Annotated in this window: 21 protein-coding genes and 1 pseudogene; 18 read left to right on the top strand and 4 right to left on the bottom strand. The window is 67.9% G+C overall.

All coding sequences use genetic code 11. The features are described from left to right. Both hutG and GLA29479_RS03840 read left to right on the top strand, forming a co-directional pair. Complete coding sequence (gene hutG, locus GLA29479_RS03845; RefSeq protein WP_057970832.1) at nt 1–807, top strand: N-formylglutamate deformylase; 807 nt, start codon at nt 1–3, stop codon at nt 805–807. Next, nucleotides 804–2,060, top strand: a complete 1,257-nt coding sequence (locus GLA29479_RS03840) for a winged helix-turn-helix domain-containing protein (protein ID WP_057970831.1) — start codon at nt 804–806, stop codon at nt 2,058–2,060. The genes hutG and GLA29479_RS03840 overlap by 4 nt, the downstream gene beginning before the upstream one ends. A gap of 38 nt (nt 2,061–2,098) precedes the next feature. Here GLA29479_RS03840 and GLA29479_RS03835 read toward each other — a convergent pair whose 3' ends face one another. Together GLA29479_RS03835 and parE are read right to left on the bottom strand one after the other, a co-directional pair. Beyond that, nucleotides 2,099–2,497 carry a hypothetical protein gene (locus GLA29479_RS03835; RefSeq protein ID WP_057918769.1) on the bottom strand — a complete coding sequence of 133 codons (399 nt, stop codon included), beginning with the start codon at nt 2,495–2,497 and terminating at the stop codon, nt 2,099–2,101. A 354-nt stretch (nt 2,498–2,851) separates the two neighbouring features. After that, entirely contained in the window at nt 2,852–4,771 is a 1,920-nt protein-coding gene (parE, locus tag GLA29479_RS03830; RefSeq protein ID WP_057918768.1) for a DNA topoisomerase IV subunit B, read from the bottom strand. Between the two features lie 332 nt (nt 4,772–5,103). Here parE and GLA29479_RS03825 point away from each other — a divergent pair, with 332 nt between their 5' ends. The 13 genes and pseudogenes from GLA29479_RS03825 to GLA29479_RS03765 all read left to right on the top strand — a co-directional run bounded on the left by GLA29479_RS03825 (nt 5,104) and on the right by GLA29479_RS03765 (nt 14,585). Then, the gene (locus GLA29479_RS03825) at nt 5,104–5,331 is read left to right on the top strand and encodes a hypothetical protein (protein WP_057970830.1); all 228 of its coding nucleotides are present in this window, start codon (nt 5,104–5,106) and stop codon (nt 5,329–5,331) included. 122 nt (nt 5,332–5,453) lie between these two features. Continuing rightward, the gene (locus GLA29479_RS03820) at nt 5,454–5,840 is read left to right on the top strand and encodes a DUF488 domain-containing protein (RefSeq protein ID WP_057970829.1); all 387 of its coding nucleotides are present in this window, start codon (nt 5,454–5,456) and stop codon (nt 5,838–5,840) included. Between the two features lie 128 nt (nt 5,841–5,968). Then, complete coding sequence (locus GLA29479_RS03815; protein WP_057918766.1) at nt 5,969–6,298, top strand: hypothetical protein; 330 nt, start codon at nt 5,969–5,971, stop codon at nt 6,296–6,298. Nucleotides 6,299–6,460: 162 nt separating this feature from the next. Continuing rightward, nucleotides 6,461–8,119, top strand: coding sequence for a CTP synthase (gene pyrG, locus GLA29479_RS03810; protein WP_057970828.1), 1,659 nt, complete (start codon nt 6,461–6,463; stop codon nt 8,117–8,119). Next, entirely contained in the window at nt 8,116–8,418 is a 303-nt protein-coding gene (locus GLA29479_RS03805; protein WP_144436339.1) for a hypothetical protein, read from the top strand. The genes pyrG and GLA29479_RS03805 overlap by 4 nt, the downstream gene beginning before the upstream one ends. Nucleotides 8,419–8,500: 82 nt before the next feature. Next, complete coding sequence (gene kdsA, locus GLA29479_RS03800; RefSeq protein WP_031374364.1) at nt 8,501–9,334, top strand: 3-deoxy-8-phosphooctulonate synthase; 834 nt, start codon at nt 8,501–8,503, stop codon at nt 9,332–9,334. 268 nt (nt 9,335–9,602) lie between these two features. Continuing rightward, nucleotides 9,603–10,889, top strand: coding sequence for a phosphopyruvate hydratase (eno, locus tag GLA29479_RS03795; RefSeq protein WP_057970826.1), 1,287 nt, complete (start codon nt 9,603–9,605; stop codon nt 10,887–10,889). 16 nt (nt 10,890–10,905) lie between these two features. Beyond that, nucleotides 10,906–11,277, top strand: a pseudogene (gene ftsB, locus GLA29479_RS25690) (cell division protein FtsB); the annotation flags it as partial. A gap of 162 nt (nt 11,278–11,439) precedes the next feature. Beyond that, nucleotides 11,440–12,129 (top strand): 2-C-methyl-D-erythritol 4-phosphate cytidylyltransferase, encoded by a 690-nt coding sequence (gene ispD / locus GLA29479_RS03785; RefSeq protein ID WP_211265065.1) that lies wholly within the window; start codon nt 11,440–11,442, stop codon nt 12,127–12,129. Nucleotides 12,130–12,142: 13 nt separating this feature from the next. Continuing rightward, nucleotides 12,143–12,394: a hypothetical protein gene (locus GLA29479_RS03780; RefSeq protein ID WP_144436338.1), complete on the top strand. Its 252-nt coding sequence runs from the start codon at nt 12,143–12,145 to the stop codon at nt 12,392–12,394. Between the two features lie 33 nt (nt 12,395–12,427). Then, complete coding sequence (gene ispF, locus GLA29479_RS03775) at nt 12,428–12,901, top strand: 2-C-methyl-D-erythritol 2,4-cyclodiphosphate synthase (RefSeq protein WP_057970823.1); 474 nt, start codon at nt 12,428–12,430, stop codon at nt 12,899–12,901. After that, complete coding sequence (truD, locus tag GLA29479_RS03770) at nt 12,898–13,989, top strand: tRNA pseudouridine(13) synthase TruD (RefSeq protein WP_082638261.1); 1,092 nt, start codon at nt 12,898–12,900, stop codon at nt 13,987–13,989. The genes ispF and truD overlap by 4 nt, the downstream gene beginning before the upstream one ends. Before the next feature lie 353 nt (nt 13,990–14,342). Further along, a complete protein-coding gene (locus GLA29479_RS03765; RefSeq protein WP_057970822.1) occupies nt 14,343–14,585 on the top strand; it encodes a hypothetical protein in 243 nt (80 codons plus the stop codon). 52 nt (nt 14,586–14,637) lie between these two features. On the opposite strand, the gene GLA29479_RS03760 is transcribed toward GLA29479_RS03765, so the two are convergent. Together GLA29479_RS03760 and GLA29479_RS03755 are read right to left on the bottom strand one after the other, a co-directional pair. Beyond that, nucleotides 14,638–15,216 (bottom strand): Smr/MutS family protein, encoded by a 579-nt coding sequence (locus GLA29479_RS03760; protein WP_057918758.1) that lies wholly within the window; start codon nt 15,214–15,216, stop codon nt 14,638–14,640. 297 nt (nt 15,217–15,513) lie between these two features. Beyond that, entirely contained in the window at nt 15,514–16,281 is a 768-nt protein-coding gene (locus GLA29479_RS03755) for a helix-turn-helix transcriptional regulator (RefSeq protein ID WP_057918757.1), read from the bottom strand. Nucleotides 16,282–16,386: 105 nt separating this feature from the next. On the opposite strand from GLA29479_RS03755, the gene surE reads away from it, so the two are divergent. Genes surE through GLA29479_RS03740 form a run of 3 tightly spaced genes read left to right on the top strand, consistent with a single transcriptional unit; the run spans nt 16,387 to nt 18,507 of the window. Then, on the top strand, nt 16,387–17,190 hold the full coding sequence (gene surE, locus GLA29479_RS03750) for a 5'/3'-nucleotidase SurE (protein ID WP_057918756.1): 804 nt from the start codon (nt 16,387–16,389) through the stop codon (nt 17,188–17,190). Further along, nucleotides 17,187–17,867: a protein-L-isoaspartate(D-aspartate) O-methyltransferase gene (locus GLA29479_RS03745; protein ID WP_057918755.1), complete on the top strand. Its 681-nt coding sequence runs from the start codon at nt 17,187–17,189 to the stop codon at nt 17,865–17,867. The genes surE and GLA29479_RS03745 overlap by 4 nt, the downstream gene beginning before the upstream one ends. Nucleotides 17,868–17,892: 25 nt before the next feature. Further along, nucleotides 17,893–18,507 (top strand): YqaA family protein, encoded by a 615-nt coding sequence (locus GLA29479_RS03740; RefSeq protein WP_057918754.1) that lies wholly within the window; start codon nt 17,893–17,895, stop codon nt 18,505–18,507.

The following is an 18,507-nucleotide window of genomic DNA, read 5'->3' as shown; positions in this document are numbered from 1 at the left end:
ATGACGCCGCACCCGACCGAACCCGTCTACCGACTGCACCGCGGCACCGCGCCGTTGCTGATCAGCCTGCCGCACGACGGCGCGCTGATCCCCGACGCGCTGGCCGCGCGCATGGTCGAATCGGCGCGGCGCGCGCCGGACACCGACTGGCACGTGTCGCGCCTGTACGCGCTCGCCCGCGCGTTCGGCGCCTCGATCATCGTGCCGAGCTATTCGCGCTATGTGGTCGACCTGAATCGCCCGCCCGACGACACCTCGCTGTACCCCGGGCAGAACACTACCGGTCTGTGTCCGGCGGTGCAGTTCAGCGGCGAAGCGGTCTATCTCGACGGCCAGGCGCCGACCCCGGAGGACGTCGCCGAGCGCGTCGAACTGTACTGGCGCCCGTATCACGACACCCTGGTCGGCGAGCTCGACCGCATCCGCGGCGAGCACGGCCGTGCGGTGTTGTGGGAGGGCCATTCGATCCGCGGCGAAGTGCCGTTCCTGTTCGAGGGGCGTTTGCCGGACCTCAACCTCGGCACCGCCGCCGGCAAGAGCTGCCTGCCGGAGTTGCAGGCCCGCCTCGAACGCATCCTGGGCGCGCAGAGCGACTACGAGTGGGTCGCCAACGGCCGCTTCAAGGGCGGCTACATCACCCGCCACTACGGCGATCCGGAGATCGGCGTGCAGGCGGTGCAGTTGGAGATCAGCCAGCGCAACTACATGGACGAGATCAGCTTCGCCTACGACGAAAGCAAGGCGGTGCGTCTGCAGGTCGTGATCGAGGCCTTGCTGCGCGCGACCCTGGCAGCGGACGACGCATGACCGAAGCGCCCGTGGCGCCACGGCTGACCGTGGGTCAGGCGCGCGCCTTGCATCTGGCCGCGCAAGGCCTGCTGGCCCGGCCGCGCCGGCGCGCGCGCCGGCCCGATCTGCTTGCGGCGATCGCGCGCATGCAGTTGCTGCAGATCGACACCATCCACGTGGTCGCGCGCAGCCCCTACCTGGTGTTGTTTTCGCGCGTGGGCGGTTATCGCGCGCGCTGGCTGGAAGAGTTGTTGGCCGAGCGCGAGATCTTCGAAGTCTGGGCCCACGAAGCCTGCTTCGCGCCGATGAGCGACTACCTGCTGCATCGCAACGCCTTGTCGCAACGCGCGCATCACTGGGCGATCCGCAGTGCCCAGCGTCATCGCCAGAGCAGCGGCGCCAAGATCGATCGCCTGCTCGGGCACATCCGCGAGCTCGGCGCGGTCAAGTCTTCGGACTTCGAACGCGAAGCGGGCTCCGCCGGCGGCGGTTGGTGGGGCTGGAAAGACGAGAAACGCTGGCTCGAAGCCGGCTTCGCCCTCGGCGAGCTGATGGTCGCGCGGCGCGACAATTTCCATCGCGTCTACGACCTGGCCGAACGCGTCGCCGGCGTGGCCGTGCCGGGTTGGGACAGCACGCCGATCGAGGCCGCGACGGTGCGGCGCGACACCATCCTCAAGTCGGTGCGCGCGCTCGGCATCGCCCAGGCGCGCTGGATCGCCGATTACTACCGCTTGCGTCCGCGCCTGCGCGATGCCGACTTGGCCGAGTTGGTCGAGGCCGGCGACTTGTTGCGGGTCGAGGTCAAGGGCTGGGAGTCGCCGGGCTATGTCCATCGCGATCATGCCGATTCGCTTGCGCTGGCCGCAGGCGGGCGCTTGCGTGCGACCCATTCGACCCTGCTGTCGCCGTTCGACCCGGTGGTCTGGGATCGCGAACGCGCCAGCGAACTGTTCGGTTTCGACTACACCCTGGAGTGCTACACGCCCGAGCCGAAACGCCGCTACGGTTATTTCGTCCTGCCGATCCTGGTGCGTGGCCGCCTGGTCGGGCGCCTGGACGCGAAAGCGCATCGCGCCCACGGCGAGTTCGAGGTCAGGGCCTTGTATCTGGAAGAGGGCGTCGTCGCCGACGAAGCCCTTGCTGCGGACATCGCCCGCGCGATCGACGATTGCGCGCGTTGGCACGAAACGCCGGCGGTGCGATTGACGCGTTGCCGGCCGGCGGCGTTCGCCAAACCGCTCAAGGCGGCGTTGGCGGCCTTGGCCTGAAACCGCGGGCGTCGGCGCCGGAAAGCGATCGCGACGGCTTAACCCGAGCGCTGCACGATCACCACGCAGGCCGCGACCAGGCCGAGCAGGGGGATCAGGTTCAACACCAGCGCCGGCACCGCGATGCTGTGGCGCTCATGCCGGAACAGGGCGACGATCGCGAGCAGGCTGCCGAACAGCCAGCTCGCCGCGGTGAACAGGATCGCGCGGCCGGTGCAGTGCAGGCTCCAGGTGCCGCATTTGTCGTCCGGGGTCAGGCCGAACACGAACAGCCAGGCCAGCACCGGGCCCAGCAACAGGGCGAGCCAGGCCAGTACGCCGAACAAACGCGGCCGCGCGTACTCGACGCCGGCGTCGGGAAAGGCTTCGGCCAGCGCTTCGGCGTAGGCATCGGCATCGCGCTCGTTCAAGGCGCCTTCGATGCGTTCAACGGCCATGGCGCGGTCCCTCCGCAAGGCGCCCGCCGCGGGCGGGCCGGTGATGGTCGGGGCATCCTTCCATTTCGATCTCCTTGCCCATCGATGCATCCAAATTGCCGCAAGCCGCGGTATGACGGCGTGATGCCGGAGAGAAACGCCGCAAGGCGCTTGTTGCGAAAAAGAAACGGGCCGCGGGCGGGTGGGACTTCTTGAGACGAACGCAGTCTCGGGCGAAAAACGTCCAACCGACCGGCTTTGCGGCAAGCCGCCGGTGCGCTAAAAAGAAACGCCGCACGAGGCGGCGGGCATTCCTTGAAAAGAAACGCCGCACGAGGCGGCGTTTCGTTACTGACGCGCGGCGGAAGGCGAGGCTCAGACTTCCAGCGTCGCCAGGTCGCCCTTGGTTTCCAGCCAGGACTTGCGGTCGCTGGCGCGCTTCTTGGCCAGCAGCATGTCCATCAGCGAATGGGTCTGGGCGTTGTCGTCGATGGTCAGCTGGACCAGGCGGCGGGTGTCGGGGTGGATGGTCGACTCGCGCAGCTGCGAGGCGTTCATCTCGCCCAGGCCCTTGAAGCGGGTGACGTTGATCGCGCCGCTGAGGCCCTTCTTGCGGTCGCCTTTTTCGCGTTCGATCTTTTCCAGGAGGATGCGTTTTTCCTCCTCGTCCAACGCGTAGAACACGGTCTTGCCCACGTCGACGCGGAACAGCGGCGGCATCGCCACGAAGATGTGGCCGCTCGCGACCAACGCCGGGAAGTGGCGCAGGAACAGGGCGCTGAGCAGGGTGGCGATGTGCAGGCCGTCGGAGTCGGCGTCGGCGAGGATGACCACCTTGCCGTAGCGCAGGCCGCTGATGTCTTCCTTGCCCGGGTCGCAGCCGATCGCGACCGCCAGGTCGTGCACTTCCTGCGAACCCAGCACGCTGCCCGAGGCGACTTCCCAGGTGTTGAGGATCTTGCCGCGCAGCGGCAGGATCGCCTGGAAGTCCTTGTCGCGGGCCTGGCGCGCGCTGCCGCCGGCCGAATCGCCCTCGACCAGGAACAGCTCGGTGCGCGAGAGATCCTGCGAGCTGCAGTCGGCGAGCTTGCCGGGCAGGGCCGGGCCCTGGGTGATCTTCTTGCGGGTGATTTGCTTTTCGGTCTTCAGGCGCGCGGCGGCGCGCTCGATCGCCAACTGGGCGATACGCTCGCCGAGCTCGGTGTGTTGGTTGAGCCACAGCGAGAACGCATCGTGGGCGGCGCCCTCGACGAAGCCGGCGGCCTGGCGCGAGGACAGGCGCTCCTTGGTCTGGCCGCTGAACTGCGGGTCGGTCATCTTGATGCTGAGCACGAAGGCGACCCTGTCCCAGACGTCTTCCGGGGCCAGCTTGACGCCGCGCGGCAGCAGGTTGCGGAAGTCGCAGAACTCGCGCAGCGCGTCGGTGAAGCCGGTGCGCAGGCCGTTGACGTGGGTGCCGTGCTGGGCGGTCGGAATCAGGTTGACGTAGCTTTCCTGGACCAGCTCGCCGTCGGGCACCCAGGCCACCGCCCAGTCGACCACTTCGGTGTCTTTCTTGAGTTGGCCGACGAACAGCTCCGGCGGCAGCAGCTCGCGCTGCGGCTGGCCCTCGCGCAGCTCGCCCGACAGGTAGTCGCGCAGGCCGTCCTCGTAGTACCACTCGATGCGCTCGCCGCTGGCCTCGTCGAACAGCTTGACGTTGAGGCCCGGGCACAGCACCGCCTTGGCGCGCAGCACGTGCTTGATCGAGCGCAGGTTGAACTTGGGCGTGTCGAAATACTTCGCGTCGGGCCAGAAGCGCACGCGGGTGCCGGTGTTCTTCTTGCCGACCGAGTTGACCACTTCCAGCGGGGTGGCGCGATCGCCGTTCTGGAAGGTCATGCGGTATTCGTTGCCGTCGCGCTTGATGTGCACTTCGACCAGCTTGGACAGCGCATTGACCACGCTCACGCCGACGCCGTGCAGGCCGCCGGAGAAGGTGTAGTTCTTGTTGCTGAACTTGCCGCCCGCGTGCAGGCGCGTGAGGATCAGCTCGACGCCGGGGATGCCTTCCTCGGGGTGGATGTCGACCGGCATGCCGCGACCGTCGTCGGAGACCTCGCAACTGCCGTCGGCGTGCAGGGTGACCTCGATGCTGCGGGCGTGGCCGGCCAGCGCCTCGTCGACCGCGTTGTCGATGACCTCCTGCGCCAGATGGTTCGGGCGGGTGGTGTCGGTGTACATGCCCGGGCGTCGTTTGACGGGGTCCAGCCCGGAGAGGACTTCGATGTCGGCGGCGTTATAGCGACTGCTCATTAACTGAAGGGCGTGGCCGTGGTGTTCGGAGCGGCGAGAATGGCGACGGCGGGCTAGGTGGTCAAGCCGCACGACGTGAAGAGTGGGTAAGAAGCTTGGCCCACTTGCGTCTCGCCTGGCGAGACCGGCTGAGACGGCGGCCCGGCCTGCTGGATCGGGCGCCGCGGCGGCGAGCCGGGGCGGGTTGATATCGGTCGATTCAGCCACCAGCATGGGGGTAGGGGTTAGGGTCCGCCGCGTCGCTCAGGGAAGCGGTGCGCCGAACGGCTCATCGCCCACGACACACGGCGCAGTCCGTCGCGCCGGTCCCCATTCCGTCAGGAGGCCACACCATGAACATCCGCAAGCTCGTGCTCCCCGCCGCCATCGCCGCTGCCCTGGTCATGCTGGCCGCGCCTGCCGCCTTCGCGCAGCAGGACCCGCAGGCCGACGCCAAGAAGGCCGAAGAGGCCAAGAAAGCCGAGGATGCGAAGAAGGCCGAGGCCCAGAAGAAGGCCAAAGCCGACAAGAAGCAGTCCGGCGACCGCGGCGTCGAGCCGGAAGAGGAAGGCGACAAGTAATCCCGGTCGCCTAATCCCGGTCGCGGCATGCCGCCGAACTTTCCACGAAACGCCCCGGCTCGCCGGGGCGTTTTCGTTGGCGAAGCCGGTAGCATCGAAGCGCGCTCAGTCAGGAGACCGTCATGGCGGTACGCATCGTGAGACTCGGCAGCCCGCGCCTGAAGGGCGAGGGCACCCGCATCGGCACCGTGCGGCGTCCGCCGCGCGGGGTGCCGAAGAGCGAATTCGCGACCCAGGACTGGTACGACGTCTGGTTCCCGAACCTGGCGCCGAGCGCGGACACCCTCAAGCTCGGCCAGACGGCGCAGACGCCGGCGCAATGGCAGGCGTTCGTGCGCAAGTACCGCGCCGAGATGGCGATGCCGGACGCCGGCCACGCCCTGCAACTGCTGGCGACCCTGTCCCGCCACAGCGATTTCTCGGTCGGCTGCTATTGCGAGGACGAGGCGCGCTGCCACCGTTCGATCCTGCGCGAGCTGCTGATTGAGCAAGGGGCCGTGTTGAAATAGCGCTTAGGCGGGGCGCGTCGGACCCTGTTTCCGCTGGAGCGAATAACGGAGATGGTAGTTTGAGTTCTGCTTGCGGTAATCCGGCCGAGATAGCGGCAGTTGCCGCAGAAGCGGCGAATTATGTAGCTATGAATCCCTGGCTTTTCTTGTTCGTGGCCGCCGTCTTGGCGCTCGCGCTCTGGCGAGTTCCGTGCGCCCGCGACGTCTGGCGTATGGCTTGGATGGCTGTATTCGCCTGGGGCGCTCCGGTTTGCGCGACGTATGTCGGTATGCTCGTTTTGGGGAAGGTCATGTTCGGCACTGGCGACTGTATCGGGATGCCGTGGCTGATGATGTTCCCGGGGTTTGCGCTGGGTCTGATCACGGCGTCTTCGGTGCTGATAGCGGGTTTGTGGATCGGCTTCCTTCCTATGCACCGAAAGCTGCGCAGCGTCCGCCTGACCCGCCGGGCCCCGTAGAATCCGTAAGGCCGTCAGTCCCCCGATTTTGCCTGCTCAGTTCGTGTAAGACCCCGTCCGGCAAGGCTTTTTGTGCCAGAGGGTGGATGCCGCCGGCTGTCAAGCAGTCGCGGGCCAAGCCGTCAGCCTGTAAACTGCGGCTTTCCAGCGGCAGCAAAATCCATGACTCCCCTGATTTTCGTCACCGGCGGCGTGGTGTCCTCCTTGGGTAAGGGCATCGCGGCAGCCTCGTTGGCGGCCATCCTCGAAGCGCGCGGGCTGCGCGTGACGATGATGAAGCTCGACCCCTACATCAACGTCGATCCGGGCACGATGAGCCCGTTTCAGCACGGCGAGGTCTACGTCACCGACGACGGTGCCGAGACCGACCTCGACCTCGGCCACTACGAGCGCTACCTGCGCACGCGCCTGAGCCGCAAGAATTCGATCACCACCGGCCGGATCTACGAGAACGTGATCCGCAAGGAACGCCGCGGCGATTACCTCGGCGGCACCGTCCAGGTCATCCCGCACATCACCGACGAGATCAAGCGCTGCATCGTCGAGGCCACCGAAGGCTTCGACGTCGCCCTGGTCGAGGTCGGCGGCACGGTCGGCGACATCGAGTCGCTGCCGTTCCTCGAAGCGATCCGCCAGTTGCGCACCGAGCGCGGCCCCGAGCACGCGCTGTTCATGCACCTGACCCTGGTGCCGTTCATCGCCGCCGCCGGCGAACTGAAGACCAAGCCCACCCAGCACTCGGTCAAGGAACTGCGTTCGATCGGTATCCAACCCGACGTGCTGCTGTGCCGCAGCGAACAGCCGCTGCCCGACAGCGACCGCCGCAAGATCGCTTTGTTCACCAACGTGCCGGAAAAGGCCGTCATCTCGGCGGTCGACCTCGACAACATCTACAAGCTGCCGCAGTGGTTCCACGAGCAGGGCCTGGACGCGATCGTCCTCGACCGCCTGCGCATCCAGGCCGGTCCGGCCGAGCTGAGCGAATGGAACGAAGTGGTCGATGCCACCGAGCATCCGGTCGATGAGGTCAGCATCGCCGTGGTCGGTAAGTACATCGACCACCAGGACGCCTACAAGTCGCTGTCGGAAGCGCTCAAGCACGGCGGCCTGCGCCAGCGCACCAAGGTCAAGCTGAAGTGGCTGGAATCCAGCGAGATCGAGCGCGACGGCGTGGAATCGCTGAAGGGCGTCGACGGCATCCTGGTGCCGGGCGGCTTCGGCGATCGCGGCTTCGAAGGCAAGGTCGCGACCGCGAACTACGCGCGCGAGCAGAAGATCCCGTACTTCGGCATCTGCTACGGCATGCAGGCGGCGGTGGTCGACTATGCGCGCCATGTCGCCGGCCTGGACAACGCCAACAGCACCGAGAACGACAAGAACAGCCCGCATCCGGTGATCGGCCTGATCACCGAGTGGCGCACCGCCACCGGCGAAGTCGAACGCCGCAGCGAGAACAGCGACCTCGGCGGCACCATGCGCCTGGGCCTGCAGGACCAGCGGATCAAGCCGGGCACCCTGGCGCGCGAGCTGTACGGCAAGGACGTGGTCGGCGAGCGTCACCGCCACCGCTACGAATTCAACAACCGCTATCGCAGCCAGCTCGAGGACGCCGGCCTGGTGATCTCGGCCAAGTCGATGGACGACCTGCTGGTCGAGATGGTGGAACTGCCGCGCAGCGAGCACCCCTGGTACCTGGCTTGCCAGGCGCACCCGGAATTCCTGTCGACGCCGCGCGACGGCCATCCGTTGTTCATCGGTTTCGTGCGCGCCGCGCGCGAGGCCAAGGCCGGCGGCAAGCTGCTGCGCGAGGTCGCCGGTTGAATCCGGCTCCGGCCGACCCGGACCCGGGCGCGCAAGCGCGGGCGAGCGTCGGCCGGCCTGCACGCAACGATTTTCGCGGTACCGGCCGCTGGTTGATGTGGCTGGCGGTGGCGGTGATGGGCACCGGGCTGGTGACGTATCGGGCGATCCTTGGCGAGAGCAGCGACGGGCTCGGCCTGTTGGGCGCGATGGTTTTCGCGATCACGGCGTTCATAGGCGCACCGCTAGGCCTGATCGGCATCGTGCTGTGGCTGTTCGGTGTGGCGCGTGCGCGGCGGACCGGCGGGGCGGGGCCATGAAGCCCAGGCCGGGCTTGCCTGGGACGTCCGCGGCAACCATTGATGAAGATTCCTTCGTACTCATGAATTCAGGAAGCAAGCGATGAAACTTTGCGGCTTTGATGTCGGTCTCGACCAGCCTTTCTTCCTGATCGCCGGCCCCTGCGTGATCGAGTCGATGCAATTGCAGCTCGACGTCGCCGGCCAGCTCAAGGAAATCACGTCCTCGCTCGGCATTCCCTTCATCTTCAAGTCGAGCTTCGACAAGGCCAACCGCACCTCGGCGACGAGCTTCCGCGGGCCGGGCATGGAGGAGGGGCTCAAGGTCCTGGCCGAGGTCAAGCGCCAGATCGGCGTGCCGGTGCTGACCGACGTGCACGAATACACGCCGATGGACGAGGTCGCCTCGGTCGTCGACGTGCTGCAGACCCCGGCTTTCCTGTGCCGCCAGACCGATTTCATCCAGAAAGTCGCGCGCGCCGGCAAGCCGGTCAACATCAAGAAGGGCCAGTTCCTCTCGCCCTGGGAGATGAAGCACGTCACCGCCAAGGCCCAGGCCACCGGCAACCAGCAGATCATGGCCTGCGAACGCGGCGCGAGCTTCGGCTACAACAACCTGGTCAGCGACATGCGCTCGCTGTCGGTGATGCGCGACACCGGTTGCCCGGTGGTGTTCGACGCGACCCATTCGGTGCAGTTGCCCGGCGGCATGGACGGCAAGTCCGGCGGCCAGCGCGAATTCGTGCCGGTGCTGGCGCGCGCGGCGATCGCGGTCGGCGTGTCCGGCGTGTTCATGGAAACCCACCCGCGCCCCGAAGAAGCCCTGTCCGACGGCCCCAACGCGGTGCCGCTGCCGAAGATGCGCGCGCTGCTCGAGACCATGGTCGAGCTGGACCGCATCACCAAGAAGAACGGCTTTTTGGAACAAGATTTCTGATGCCGTTCGCGTTGCGGTTCGAACCCGGCCGCAGCGCGGCCGTCGCTGGGCCGGGACGTCCGTCGTCCCGCCCGCATTGCGGCAGGCACACATCGGGCTGGCCGGAGCGGTTCTGCCGCGCTGCCGGCGCCGTGTCCGTGCGGCCCCTCCGCATCGAATCGATCCGCCACCGAATGTCGCCAATTTCGACGGCGCCCACCCGGGCCGGCCGCGATCTCGGCTATCGTTCGTCCCGACCCCTTTCCCACTGAACTCCGACTCTTCCGACATGAGCACGATCACCCAGATCCACGCCCGCGAAATCCTCGACAGCCGAGGCAACCCGACCCTGGAAGCCGAGGTCACCCTGGCCGACGGCAGCTTCGGCCGCGCCATGGTCCCCTCCGGCGCATCCACCGGCAGCAAGGAAGCGGTCGAACTGCGCGACGGCGACAAGACCCGTTACCTCGGCAAGGGCGTGCGTAAAGCCGTCGAGAACGTCAACACCACCATCGCCCAGGCGCTCAAGGGCCTGGATGCGACCGACCAGGTCGGCCTGGACCGCCGCATGATCGACCTGGACGGCACCGAGAACAAAGGCCGCCTGGGCGCGAACGCGCTGCTCGGCGTTTCCCTGGCCAACGCGCATGCGGTCGCCGCCTCGCGCAAACTGCCGCTGTGGAAGCACCTCGCCGGCGATCGCGCCGCGGTGCTGCCGGTGCCGATGATGAACATCATCAACGGCGGCGCCCATGCCGATAACAACGTCGATCTGCAGGAATTCATGATCCTGCCGGTGGGCGTGCCGACCTTCGCCGAGGCGCTGCGCGCCGGCGCCGAGGTGTTCCATGCGCTGAAGTCGGTGCTCAAGGGCCGCGGCCTCAGCACCGCGGTCGGCGACGAGGGCGGTTTCGCCCCCGACTTGCGCAGCAACGAGGAAGCGCTGGAAACCATCCTCGAAGCGATCGGCAAGGCTGGCTACAAGGCCGGCGAAGACATCCTGCTGGGTCTGGACGTGGCTTCCACCGAGTTCTACGACAACGGCAAGTACCACCTCGTCGGCGAAGGCAAGCGCCTGACCAGCGAGCAGTTCGTCGATTTCCTCGCCGGCTGGGCCGCGCAGTACCCCATCGTGACCATCGAAGACGGCATGGCCGAGGACGATTGGGCCGGCTGGAAGCTGCTGACCGACAAGATCGGCAACAAGGTGCAACTGGTCGGCGACGATCTGTTCGTGACCAACCCGAAGATCTTCAAGGAAGGCATCGACAAGGGCGTGGCCAACTCGATCCTGATCAAGGTCAACCAGATCGGCACCCTGACCGAGACCCTGGAAGCGATCGCGATGGCCGACGCGGCCAAGTACGCGGCCGTGGTCTCGCACCGTTCGGGCGAAACCGAGGACACCACCATCGCCGACATCTCGGTGGCGACCACCGCGACCCAGATCAAGACCGGCTCGCTGTGCCGCAGCGACCGCGTGGCCAAGTACAACCAGTTGCTGCGCATCGAAGAGCAGCTCGGTGCCGCGGCGAAGTACGCCGGACGCGATGCGTTCGTGTCGCTGCGTCGCTGAGCGCGGCTGAGTCGCGATGGTCGAGAACACGGGCAAGCGCTGGCTGAGCGTGCTGGTATTGGCGTTGTTGGCGCTGCTCGCGTTTTTGCAGTATCGGTTGTGGTGGGCCGGCGGCGGCAGCGGCGGCAGCGTCGCCGCGCTGCAGGCCCAGGTCGACGGCCAGACCCGCGAGAACCAGGGGCTGCAGCAACGCAACGACGCGCTCGCCGCCGAGGTCGAAGACCTCAAGTCGGGCGAGGCAGCGGTCGAGGAGCGCGCGCGCAGCGAGCTGGGCATGATCAAGCCGGGCGAGACGTTCTATCGCGTGGTCGAAGCCAAGCCGCAGGCGCCGGGTGCGAATGCGGCCGCGGCGGTCAGCGCGGTGCAGAACGGCGCCGTGCCGGGCGAGCAGGCCGCGCCGGAGGAATCGAGCCTGGAAGAGCAGGTCGACGAACCGCCCAGCGAACTGCCGCCGCCGGCGCCCGAACCGGCTCCGGCACCGGTACGCGAACAGCCGGCGCATTGAAGCGGTGAACGCGGCGACGCATTCGGGCTGCGGTTTTTGCAAGGGATACGAGACATGATCTGGGCCGTGATTCCCGCTGCCGGCCGCGGCCAGCGCTTCGGCGGGCCGACGCCGAAACAATATCTGCATGCGGCCGGCAAGCCGCTGATCGAGCACGCCCTGAACGCCTTGCTTGCGCATCCGCGCGTGGCCGGGGCGATGGTCGCGCTGTCGCCCGGCGATACGTTGTGGCCGGGTTGGAGCCGATTGCAGGACAAGCCGGTGCTGCGTTGCGTGGGCGGCGGCGAGCGCGCCGATTCGGTGTTGGCGGCCTTGCGCGCGCTGCCCGACGAGGTCGGCGACGAGGCCTTGGTGCTCGTGCACGATGCGGCCCGGCCGAACCTGCGCCGCGGCGATATCGATCTGCTGATCGCAGCGGCCGAAACCTGCGCGGACGGCGCGATTCTCGGCGCGCCCTTGCGCGACACCTTGAAGCGCGCCGCCGACGGCCGTATCGCCGCCACCGAGCCGCGCGACGGCCTGTGGCGCGCATTCACGCCGCAGGCGTTCCGTCGCGGTGCCTTGACCGCGGCACTGGATGCGGCGGCGCAGGCCGGCGTGATCGTCACCGACGAGGCCTCGGCGATGGAGCGCATGGGCGCGAAACCGCACCTGGTCGAAGGCCGCGAGGACAATCTCAAGGTGACCACGCCGGCGGATCTGGCGTTGGCGGAATATTTGCTGGGCAAGGCTTGAACCGAGGGCGGTCATGAAAGCGCCAGACCGCCTCCGGCAAATGCTGATGCGGGCGTCGGCTATGGTCTTGTCGCTGCTGGGAGGGCTCGGTGCGATGATTTCGGTCCTGACCTTGATCGACCCCATCGGCGCGCAGATGGCCGATGATGCCCATCCTTTCGCGATGCCGCCCGGCCCGGGCGCATCGTGGCTGCATTTCGCGGTTTCGCTGGCGCTGTCCGGGCTGGGCCTGTTTCTACATCGTCGCTCGGCGCAGGCTGCGTGAGCGCGATCTCTTCATCATTCGAGTAAAGACCCCATGAGAATCGGCCAAGGCTACGACGTCCACGCATTCGGCGACGGCGACCACATCATGCTCGGCGGCGTGCGGGTGCCGCACGACCGCGGCGTGGTCGCGCATTCCGACGGCGACGTGGTCATTCACGCGCTGTGCGATGCGCTGCTCGGCGCGCTCGCGCTCGGCGACATCGGCCAGCATTTCCCGCCCAGCGACGAGCGTTGGCGCGATGCCGACAGCCGCCAGTTCCTGCGCCATTGCCAGGTGCTGATCGCCGAACGCGGTTACAAGCTCGGCAATGCCGACGTTACTGTGGTTTGCGAACGGCCCAAGGTCGGCCCGCACGCGCAGGCGATGCGCGAGACGCTGGCCGCCGATCTCGGTGTCGAGCTCGATGCGATCAGCGTCAAGGCCACCACCAGCGAACAACTCGGTTTCACCGGCCGCCGCGAAGGCATTGCGGCGATGGCGGTGTGCCTGCTGGTGTCGGCATGAGCGAGGATTCGCAGGACGGCATGGCGCCGGTCGGTGCTGCGCAGGACGCCGCGCTCGCTCGCGCCCACGGTGCGGCCGTGCTCAGTGCGCGCATCCGCACCTCGTCGGAGGATTTCCGGGTCGAGGAACTGCCCGGTTTCGCCGCCAGCGGCAGCGGCGAGCACTTGCTGCTGACGGTGGAAAAGCGCGGCATGAACACTGCCTTCGCGGCCAAGCGCATCGCCGCCTGGGCCGGCATCGGCGAGGTCGGGATCGGCTATGCCGGGCTCAAGGATCGTCATGCGGTCACCGTGCAGCGCTTCAGCGTGCACCTGCCCAAGCGCATCGCGCCGGACCTGGCCGGCCTGCAGGACGACGAGCTGCGCGTGCTCGACAGCCAATGGCATGCGAAGAAACTGCCGCGCGGCGCCTTGGCCGGCAACCGCTTCGTGTTGACCCTGCGCGAGATCGAAGGCGAGCGCGAGGCGATCGACGCGCGCTTGGCCCACATCGCCGCACGCGGCGTACCGAACTATTTCGGCGAACAGCGCTTCGGCCGCGACGGCGACAACGTCGTCAACGCCCTGGCGATGTTCGCAGGGCGCCGGGTGCGCCGCGAGCAACGCAGCCTGTTGCTGTCGGCGGCGCGCTCGGAGCTGTTCAATCGCGCCCTCGCGGTGCGCGTGGCCGACGGCAGTTGGGACGGTTTGCGCGCCGGCGCGTCGCTCGCCGGCGAGGTCTGGGCCCTGGCCGGCAGCCGCAGCGTGTTCGGCCCCGAACCCTGGAGCGAAACGCTCGCGCAACGCCTGGCCGCTTTCGATATCCATCCGAGCGGGCCGTTGTGGGGGCGCGGCGAACTGCGCAGCACCGACGAGGTGCGGGCGTTGGAGCTGGCCGCGCTCGACGGCGAGCAGGCGCTGGCCCTGCGCGCGGGCCTGGAAGCGGCCGGGCTCGATCAGGAGCGCCGTGCGCTGCGTCTGCGCCCGGATGGCCTGGCCTGGTGCTGGCTCGACGACGGTGCCTTGGAAGTGTCTTTCGCCTTGCCGGCCGGCGCCTACGCGACCGTGGTCCTGGCCGAGCTCGGCGAGATCCGTTCCGGCGCGGCCTGAGCCGGGCTTGCCGAATCGGAGCTTGGCGAACCAGGGCTTGGCGAATCGGGGCTTGCCGAATCGGGGCTCAAGGGAGGGCGCTCGCGAGATGGGCGCTCGGCTCATCCGCCAATGCGAAATCCGTGCTCGCGCAATCGCCGCGAGCGCAGGCGGCGGCTAGCCCGGGATAACGAACTCGCCTGCGTTTTCGCCGCTTTCGGCCGTCGAATGCGACCGTTCGTCGGGTGCCGTGCGGTGGCACTGGTTCACGATTCCGGCCGGCGTATAAGCCGAAGGTGACAGCCGGCAGGTGCCGGTTGCCGTTCGGTCGCGCCAAGCCGCCGCCGGACTCCACCGCGTCAGGGAGTCGGGTCATGAACGCTACGTTGCGTATTGCCGTCCTGTCGTTGTCGGTGCTGGGCCTGGCGGCGTGCGCCGGGACCCAGACCAAGAGCAGCTATACCGAGCCGTCGGTTTCCAAACACGCCGTCGCGGGCATGTCGCGCGACGATTATTACGTCTCCGCGGTCGAGCGCCTCGCCAAGCGCCGCGGCATCGAAGTGGTCTGGGTCAATCCGCCGGACCGCCGCACGATGGGCGGGCATCAGGAAGAGTGACACCGCCGACGGGTCCGCCCCGAAGGCCGGGTTCGAAGCTCCGAGGCGGGGTTCAGCGCCGTTTGCGCGGCGCCAGCAGTACCAGCACCGCTCCGGTGCCGCCCTGCGCGGGCGGTGCGGAGTGGAAGGCCAGGGTGTCGGCGCGTTGGCGCAGCATCCGGTCGACCAGGTTCTTGAGCACGGGCAGGCCGCGGCTGTCGACGAAGTCGTTGCCGCCGCCGCGGCCTTTGCCGTGGATGACCCGCACGCACCCGACGCCGTGTTCGCGGGCGTCGTTGAGGAAGGCGCGCAGCAGCGCCTCGGCCTCGCGCACCGGGCTGCCGTGCAGGTCCAATTCCTCCTGGGCCGAGATTTCGCCGCGTTTCAGCCGCGCGAACACCCGCGGCGGCAGCTCGTCGCGGCGATAACTCAGCGCATCGCCGGCTTCGAGCAGGTTTTCTTCCAGGGCGTGGCGGAACTCGTCGCGGGCCTCGGCCTCGTCGCGTTCGGCCATGCGCGCGCGCGGGCGCGGCTTCGGCGAGGTCGGCGGCAGCGGCGCGTCGGGCAGGCGGCGGACCTCGCCGATCGCGGCACGGAACAGGGCCGCGTCGTCGCTGTCGTCGTCGTCGGGACGGTCGGGTGGGGGCGTCATGGCCACAGCATAAAAGCCCCGGCCCTTCCTTGGGACCTGCGACCCGTCGGTATCGGGCCGGCACCGGGGAAAAACGAAAGAGCGGTGCGCGCCAAGAAGTCCCCTCGCGCCGTTCGGCGCGCATGCGTCAGCGAACACCGCGAGCATTCAGTTCAGCATGGACGGCGGGCAACGCGTGGGCCGGCCTGTAAGAACAGACAGGTGAGGGCAGCGCCGGGCAGGCAGGCGCGGCCCGGGCGAGCGCAGCGGCCGAATCGGCGCGGGCTCGCTGGCGGCCGCAGCGGTTACAGGCAGCGGTTACAGGAAGATCAGCCCCAGCGCCACCGCACGCGCGCAGGCGGCGCGCCGGCCCTTGACGCCGAGCTTGCGCGAGACCTGTTGCAGGTGGAAGTTCACCGTGCGCTCGCTGATCCGCAGGATCATCGAGATCTCCCACGAGGTTTTGCCGACCGCGGACCAGCGCAGCACTTCGCGCTCGCGCTCGCTGAGCGTCGGCAGCGACGGGCGCTGGCGCATCAGGCGGTCGAGGGTGGCCTGCATGCAGTTGACGAAATAGACCGCCGAGGCGACGGTCGGGACCATCTCGCGCGGGTCGACGATCGCGGTGTGGGTGAAGGTCATGAACGACCAGCGCATGCCCTGCGACCAACTCGGCACGGTGATGCCGCCGCGCAGGCCGTGTTCGCCGGCGATCTCGAGCGTGCGCCGGGTGCGCTGCATCAGGTAGACGCGTTGGCCGAGCTCGTAGCTGGTTTGGCCGCGACAGTTCCATGACGCCGCCGGCAGGCCCTCGCGGGCCTGGATGATGCGCGGGTCGGAGCGTTCGGCCTGGGCCGAGGCGAGGCCGGGGTAGGTCTTGGACCAGTCGCTGTCGAAATCCTCGAAGTAGAAGAAATCCTTGGACGGCCCACTGCCGTGGCCGGGCTGCAGCGCCGGCTCCTGCAGTTTCATCGCATAGCCATGATGCTGAAACCCGAGCGCCCTGGTATAGGCGGACGTGGCCGACTTCACCTCGTCGAGCGACTGGGCGCGAAACACGCGATCGATATGCTCCCAATACTGCATGCCTTACCTGCATTCAGTCGGTACGGAGCCCATCTTAACGCCAGGCGCCCGTCCGAACCCCCCGGCCAGATCGGGTATCATCCTGCCTTTGATTGCGGAATCCTCATGCGCGTATTGGTCAGCAACGACGACGGCGTCGACGCACCCGGCATTCGCATTCTCGCTCAGGGGCTGCGCGAGGCCGGTCACGAGGTGCTGGTGGTTGCCCCCGATCGCGACCGCTCCGGCGCCAGCAATTCGCTGACGCTGGACATGCCGATCCGCGTGCACAAGCTCGACGAGTCGACCTGGCGCGTGTCCGGCACCCCGACCGACTGCGTGCACGTGGCGATCACCGGCATGCTCGAAGCCGAGCCCGACATCGTCGTGTCCGGCATCAACAACACCGCCAACCTCGGCGACGACGTGATCTATTCGGGCACCGTCGCCGCGGCGATGGAAGGCCGTTTCCTCGGTCTGCCGGCCGTGGCCATGTCGCTGGCGACCGCCGACCATGTCGGCCATCACTACGAAACCGCGGCGCGCGCGGCGGTGGAGATCATCGCTCGCCTGCGCACCGATCCGCTGCCGGCCGACACCATCCTCAACGTCAACGTGCCCGACCTGCCCTGGGGCGAGATCGCCGGCTTCGAAGTCACCCGCCTGGGCAACCGCCACCGCGCCGAAGCCTGCACGCCGCAACAAGATCCGCGCGGCCGCCAGTGGTGGTGGATCGGCGCGGCCGGCGCCGAGCAGGACGCGGGCCCCGGCACCGACTTCCAGGCCGTGCGCACCGGCAGCATCTCGATCACTCCGATTCACGTCGACCTGACCCGCTATCAGGCGCTCGAACAAGTCGCCAGTTGGGTCGGCGGCCTGGCCGATGCGCTGGCGCAGCCGGAGCCGCGGGCGCCGGAGTCGACCGCATGATCCAGCGCATGCGCCTGCAGCCCGAAGCGATCGGCAGCGGCCTGACCTCGCAACGCGTGCGCGACCGCCTGGTCGAGCGCTTGCGCGAGGCCGGCATCCGCGATGAGCGCGTGCTCAACGCGATCCGCACGGTGCCGCGCCATCTGTTCGTCGACGAAGCGTTGGCGATGCGCGCCTACGAAGACACCGCCTTGCCGATCGGCCACGGCCAGACCATTTCCCAGCCCTGGGTGGTGGCCAAGATGACCGAGGCCCTGCTCGAAGACGGCATGCCCGGCAAAGTGCTGGAAATCGGCACCGGCTCGGGCTACCAGGCCGCGATTCTCGCCGCGCTTGGCCTGGAAGTGCATACCGTCGAACGCATCGGCGAGTTGTTGCGCACCGCGCGTAAGCGGTTCCGCCAACTCGGTCTCAACGTGCGCAGCAAGCACGATGACGGCCGCATCGGTTGGCCCGAAAATGGTCCCTTCGACGCGATCATCGTCACCGCGGCCGCGCCTGCGCTGGTCGATGCGTTGACCGACCAGCTCGCCGTCGGCGGCACCCTGATCGCGCCGGTCGGCGCGTCCTCGTCGCAGTCGTTGTTGAAGCTGCGCAAGGATGCCGACGGCAACATCAGCCAACACACGCTCGCGCCGGTGGTCTTCGTGCCATTGCTGTCGGGCATGATCGACTGACACCTCACCCGACAGGGGTTCGCTTTTGAAGATCTTCGGACCGCTCTACGAGCGCGCGTTGACCTGGGCCCGGCATCGCCACGCGCCGGCCTATCTCACCGGCTTGAGCTTCGTGGAAGCCATCATTTTTCCGATCATGCCCGAGGTCATGCTGGCGCCGATGTGCGTTGGCGCGCCGCGGCGCGCGTTCTGGTTCGCCACCCTGAGCCTGATCGGCTCGATGGCCGGCGCCCTGGTCGGCTATGCCCTGGGCCATTACGCCTTCGAGGCGCTCAAGCCGGTGTTCGCGGCGATGGGCATGCTCGCCGGCATCGAGTCCGGCATCGCCACGGTCCAGGCCAAGATGGCCGAATCGCCGTGGGCGGTGTTCACCTTCCTGGTCCTCGGCGGTTTCATGCCGATCCCGATGAAGGTGTTCACCTGGGCGTCGGGTATCGTCGGCGTGCCTATGCTGCAATACGTGCTGAGCATGTTGATCGGCCGCGGCAAGCGCGTGTTCCTGCTGGCGCTGGCGATCCGCATCGGCGGCGAACGCGCCGAGGCGACGCTGCGACGCTACATCGAGCCGATCGGCTGGATTGCCACGGCCATCATCGCGGCCGCCGTAGTCTGGCTGATATGGCGCTCGCAACAGGGCTGA

Source organism: Lysobacter antibioticus (genome assembly GCF_001442535.1).
Taxonomy (GTDB): Bacteria; Pseudomonadota; Gammaproteobacteria; order Xanthomonadales; family Xanthomonadaceae; genus Lysobacter; species Lysobacter antibioticus.
This window is presented reverse-complemented; position numbering and strand designations above follow the sequence as displayed.

Excerpts from the sequence above, each read along its gene's own strand:
- hutG (WP_057970832.1), top strand. The coding sequence starts at position 1 with ATGACGCCGCACCCGACCGAACCCGTCTACCGACTGCACCGCGGCACC.
- GLA29479_RS03840 (WP_057970831.1), top strand. The coding sequence starts at position 804 with ATGACCGAAGCGCCCGTGGCGCCACGGCTGACCGTGGGTCAGGCGCGC.
- GLA29479_RS03835 (WP_057918769.1), bottom strand. The coding sequence starts at position 2,497 with ATGGCCGTTGAACGCATCGAAGGCGCCTTGAACGAGCGCGATGCCGAT.
- parE (WP_057918768.1), bottom strand. The coding sequence starts at position 4,771 with ATGAGCAGTCGCTATAACGCCGCCGACATCGAAGTCCTCTCCGGGCTG.
- GLA29479_RS03825 (WP_057970830.1), top strand. The coding sequence starts at position 5,104 with ATGAACATCCGCAAGCTCGTGCTCCCCGCCGCCATCGCCGCTGCCCTG.
- GLA29479_RS03820 (WP_057970829.1), top strand. The coding sequence starts at position 5,454 with ATGGCGGTACGCATCGTGAGACTCGGCAGCCCGCGCCTGAAGGGCGAG.
- GLA29479_RS03815 (WP_057918766.1), top strand. The coding sequence starts at position 5,969 with ATGAATCCCTGGCTTTTCTTGTTCGTGGCCGCCGTCTTGGCGCTCGCG.
- pyrG (WP_057970828.1), top strand. The coding sequence starts at position 6,461 with ATGACTCCCCTGATTTTCGTCACCGGCGGCGTGGTGTCCTCCTTGGGT.
- kdsA (WP_031374364.1), top strand. The coding sequence starts at position 8,501 with ATGAAACTTTGCGGCTTTGATGTCGGTCTCGACCAGCCTTTCTTCCTG.
- eno (WP_057970826.1), top strand. The coding sequence starts at position 9,603 with ATGAGCACGATCACCCAGATCCACGCCCGCGAAATCCTCGACAGCCGA.
- GLA29479_RS03780 (WP_144436338.1), top strand. The coding sequence starts at position 12,143 with ATGAAAGCGCCAGACCGCCTCCGGCAAATGCTGATGCGGGCGTCGGCT.
- ispF (WP_057970823.1), top strand. The coding sequence starts at position 12,428 with ATGAGAATCGGCCAAGGCTACGACGTCCACGCATTCGGCGACGGCGAC.
- truD (WP_082638261.1), top strand. The coding sequence starts at position 12,898 with ATGAGCGAGGATTCGCAGGACGGCATGGCGCCGGTCGGTGCTGCGCAG.
- GLA29479_RS03765 (WP_057970822.1), top strand. The coding sequence starts at position 14,343 with ATGAACGCTACGTTGCGTATTGCCGTCCTGTCGTTGTCGGTGCTGGGC.
- GLA29479_RS03760 (WP_057918758.1), bottom strand. The coding sequence starts at position 15,216 with ATGACGCCCCCACCCGACCGTCCCGACGACGACGACAGCGACGACGCG.
- GLA29479_RS03755 (WP_057918757.1), bottom strand. The coding sequence starts at position 16,281 with ATGCAGTATTGGGAGCATATCGATCGCGTGTTTCGCGCCCAGTCGCTC.
- surE (WP_057918756.1), top strand. The coding sequence starts at position 16,387 with ATGCGCGTATTGGTCAGCAACGACGACGGCGTCGACGCACCCGGCATT.
- GLA29479_RS03745 (WP_057918755.1), top strand. The coding sequence starts at position 17,187 with ATGATCCAGCGCATGCGCCTGCAGCCCGAAGCGATCGGCAGCGGCCTG.